Raw genomic sequence first — 2,938 nt, forward strand, 5'->3', positions numbered from 1 at the left:
CGGCCTGACGAAGCACAGCCATGATCTGCGGCTCGGTGAAACGGCTCTTTCTCATTCGAATCTCCTCAGCTCACGCTACGAGAAAATTCTACTTATGCAGCCCCTTAACCATGGGGAGGATTACCAGTTGAGGCGGGCATCACGCTGCTGTTCATTATGAAAATTAGCTAGGTCAATTCCAGCAGATTGACTCCGTAACCTTTCGCCTTCCTCAGGCGTGAGAAAGCTGCGCGGCAGGTGATCATGATTGACTTTTGTGGGGCTTTCGTCTTTGAAAGCCATAAATACCAGCAGTGGAGCGTCTAGAGGGCGGTCCGCATAGCACCGCAGAGCGAGCTCGACCTTAAGCAGAATCCGTTTCGTCTTTCGCATTGAGAAGCCACACTCTACAGCGAGTCTGCTTGCCAACTCCGCTGCTTGCTTCACTGAAAATGCTTTATTCTCACCGTAGGGAATATTTAAAGGCAGATCACAGGCCAGCTGGTAAACGGCCGTCTTGAAAGCCTCAGGTTTCGGATCTAGCCGCAGTCTGATGTCGACGAATTTATCAAGGTACCTTTCGTCATCCATTGCAACCCCAAACCTGTGCCTTGCAAGATTCTCCAAATAGTCAGCATTCACCATCAAACAGAAGACAAAACCGGATCGGCCGAAGATGAGTTTCGTAGCTTCCAAGAACGAAATTGCATAATCTGGGTGGCATCGATCTAGTTCATCGATGATCACCACAACGCGCTTGCTAGCCGTGCCGTCTACAAGCGCCGCCTGTAGAGTTTTGAGCTGTTCGGGAAGTTCGGTTTTTCGAACTTTTTCAGCGGCCATCTGCGAAGCGATAAGTTGCCCTGCCGCTTTCGACATTTCGGCGCCAACGCCTTTGATGACATCATCAAGCGCATCGAAGTCTTCTAGCTGGTCGATGGCGTTGTCGGTCAGTGCTTCAAGGACTTCGTCTGCGCCAGCCTTTAAAACTGCTCGTGCAAGTGATCGAGCGCCGATCGCAGCAACCTTCTTGGCGGATTCCAGCGCCTTCTTGCCATGAGCCTTTTCACCTTTCGGCAGCGCGTCTACAAGCGCGCCGAGCAGCGTAATAACAGGGTCGCCGGAGTGATCAGACTGCTGCACATCGACTTCCACGACGACTTCGCCCGCGCTCTTGAGCTGCTTTGCCCAGGCTTTGCGGAAGAAAGTCTTGCCGCGACCGAAGCCTGCTTCTATGGAAATGACCTTTTCTGTATCAATTGACCGAATGAGGTTAGTGAAAGCATGGCCTATATCCTTGAAGCCAAGTCTGTCCTTTTCCCAAGCTTCTTCCTTAGATGCTTCGTCCTTCAAGCCGGGTCTCCTCGAAAATCATCATGCCAGAAAGTAGCTGGAAAGCACTATAGGTCGGTGCCAAGTGAAAGAGAAGCAGGCCATCTAGTGGCCGAACATTCTGCACTTCTTCGATGATAGGCTCCTCGGAAGGTCAAACTTGTGCCGGCCGTGTGGATTCTCTGCACGATTCACGATTGATGGCAAAGGGCACTCATCCGCCCTACGTCCCCACCAACAACTCCGCCCGTTCCCCCCGGCTGCCCGACTTGTTCCCGATGGTGTAGCTGGTCTTCACCTCCTCGATCTGCGCCCAGGCGAAGATCTCGCGGATCTCGGGCACGTCGTTGATCGACAACAGGAACCGGCCCTTGATGCCCGCCAACTGGTCGGCAAGGCGCTGGAAGTCGGGCCGGGTGAACAGCGCTTTGCCGTAATCGCTTTCGGATCCCCAGTAGGGCGGGTCGAGATAAAAGAGGGTCCCGGGGCTGTCATAGCGGGTGATGAAGGCGCCGAAGTCCAGGCATTCGACGATGACGCCCGAAAGGCGGCTGTGCAGATCCTCGAGCATCGGTTCCAGCGTGGTCAGGTTGAACCGGCCGGGCCGGTCAATCGCCACTCCGAAGTTGCGGCCTGACACCTTGCCGCCGAAGGCCGTGCGCTGCAGGTAAAGAAAGCGCGCCGCACGTTCCAGATCGGTCAAGGTTTCGGGGTGGGTGGGACGGGGCCGCAGCGCTGGTCGGATCCCGCGACCTGGACAGTCAGCCACAACACCGCGGTGCAGGCCTATAACATCCTGCGCGGCATCTCGGTCGGGCCGGAGATCTGGGGCGGTGGGGCCTCGGCCGAGGCATTGCCCTTGCCGGTGTTCACGGCGGCGATGGACCGGGCTGACAGTGCCGTCTTGCGGGCCGATGACACCAGTGAGCCCCGCTACCGGACCGGGCTGGAAGTGCTGGCCGCCGATGAACCGGCATCCATCCTTGAGGATCTGCTGACCGCAGCCAATGGGGACGTGGCCGAAGTGGGCGGCGAATGGCGCATCCGTCTGGGAGAGCCGGAAGGGCCGGTTCATTTCTTCGGGGATGGCGATATCGTCATCTCAAAGCCGCAGGACCTCGATCCCTTCCCGGGGCTGGAACAGACCCATAATGCCGTCACCGGGACCTGGCCGGATCCTGACAGCCTCTGGGAGGCGCGGGAGGCCCCGCCGATCCACAATCCCGCCTGGGAAGAGGCCGATGGTGATCTGGTCTGGGATGAGGTCCTGACCGACTGGATCCGCCGCCCGCGCCGCCTGACCGCCGCGCTGACGCTGAATGCCTGCCCCTACGGCCAGCAGGTCCAGCGCGTCATGCGGGCCTTTATCAATGACGAGCGCCGCTTTGCCGCCCATCACATCACCCTCGGCCCCGAGGCCGCCCATGTCGAACCGCTGGATGTGATCTGCTGGACCTCGGCGCGCAATGGCTATGACGCCAAGCTCTTCGAGGTGCAGGAGTGTTGATTTTCACCCAGAACTGACCCGGGTAGGCGTGTAATTTTCATTGAGATTTGACCCATGTGACCCTTCTCCCGCGCGGTGAGCGACGGGGGGCAATGGAGTGATAAACATGGGACTATTGAA

At 57.8% G+C, this 2,938-nt stretch carries 3 protein-coding genes; 1 reads left to right on the forward strand and 2 read right to left on the reverse strand.

Translation table 11 applies throughout. The annotated features are described in order from the left end of the window. Positions 1-120: 120 nt before the first annotated feature. Complete coding sequence (locus JL811_RS19745) at positions 121-1,332, reverse strand: KAP family P-loop NTPase fold protein (protein ID WP_202690416.1); 1,212 nt, start codon at positions 1,330-1,332, stop codon at positions 121-123. 202 nt (positions 1,333-1,534) lie between these two features. After that, the gene (locus JL811_RS20100; RefSeq protein WP_420496793.1) at positions 1,535-2,014 is read right to left on the reverse strand and encodes a DNA adenine methylase; all 480 of its coding nucleotides are present in this window, start codon (positions 2,012-2,014) and stop codon (positions 1,535-1,537) included. A 9-nt stretch (positions 2,015-2,023) separates the two neighbouring features. Here JL811_RS20100 and JL811_RS20105 point away from each other — a divergent pair, with 9 nt between their 5' ends. Beyond that, complete coding sequence (locus JL811_RS20105) at positions 2,024-2,818, forward strand: phage tail protein (protein WP_337924778.1); 795 nt, start codon at positions 2,024-2,026, stop codon at positions 2,816-2,818. The last annotated feature ends 120 nt before the right edge of the window (positions 2,819-2,938 follow it).

It is taken from the genome of Szabonella alba (genome assembly GCF_016765775.1).
GTDB lineage: Bacteria > Pseudomonadota > Alphaproteobacteria > Rhodobacterales > Rhodobacteraceae > Szabonella > Szabonella alba.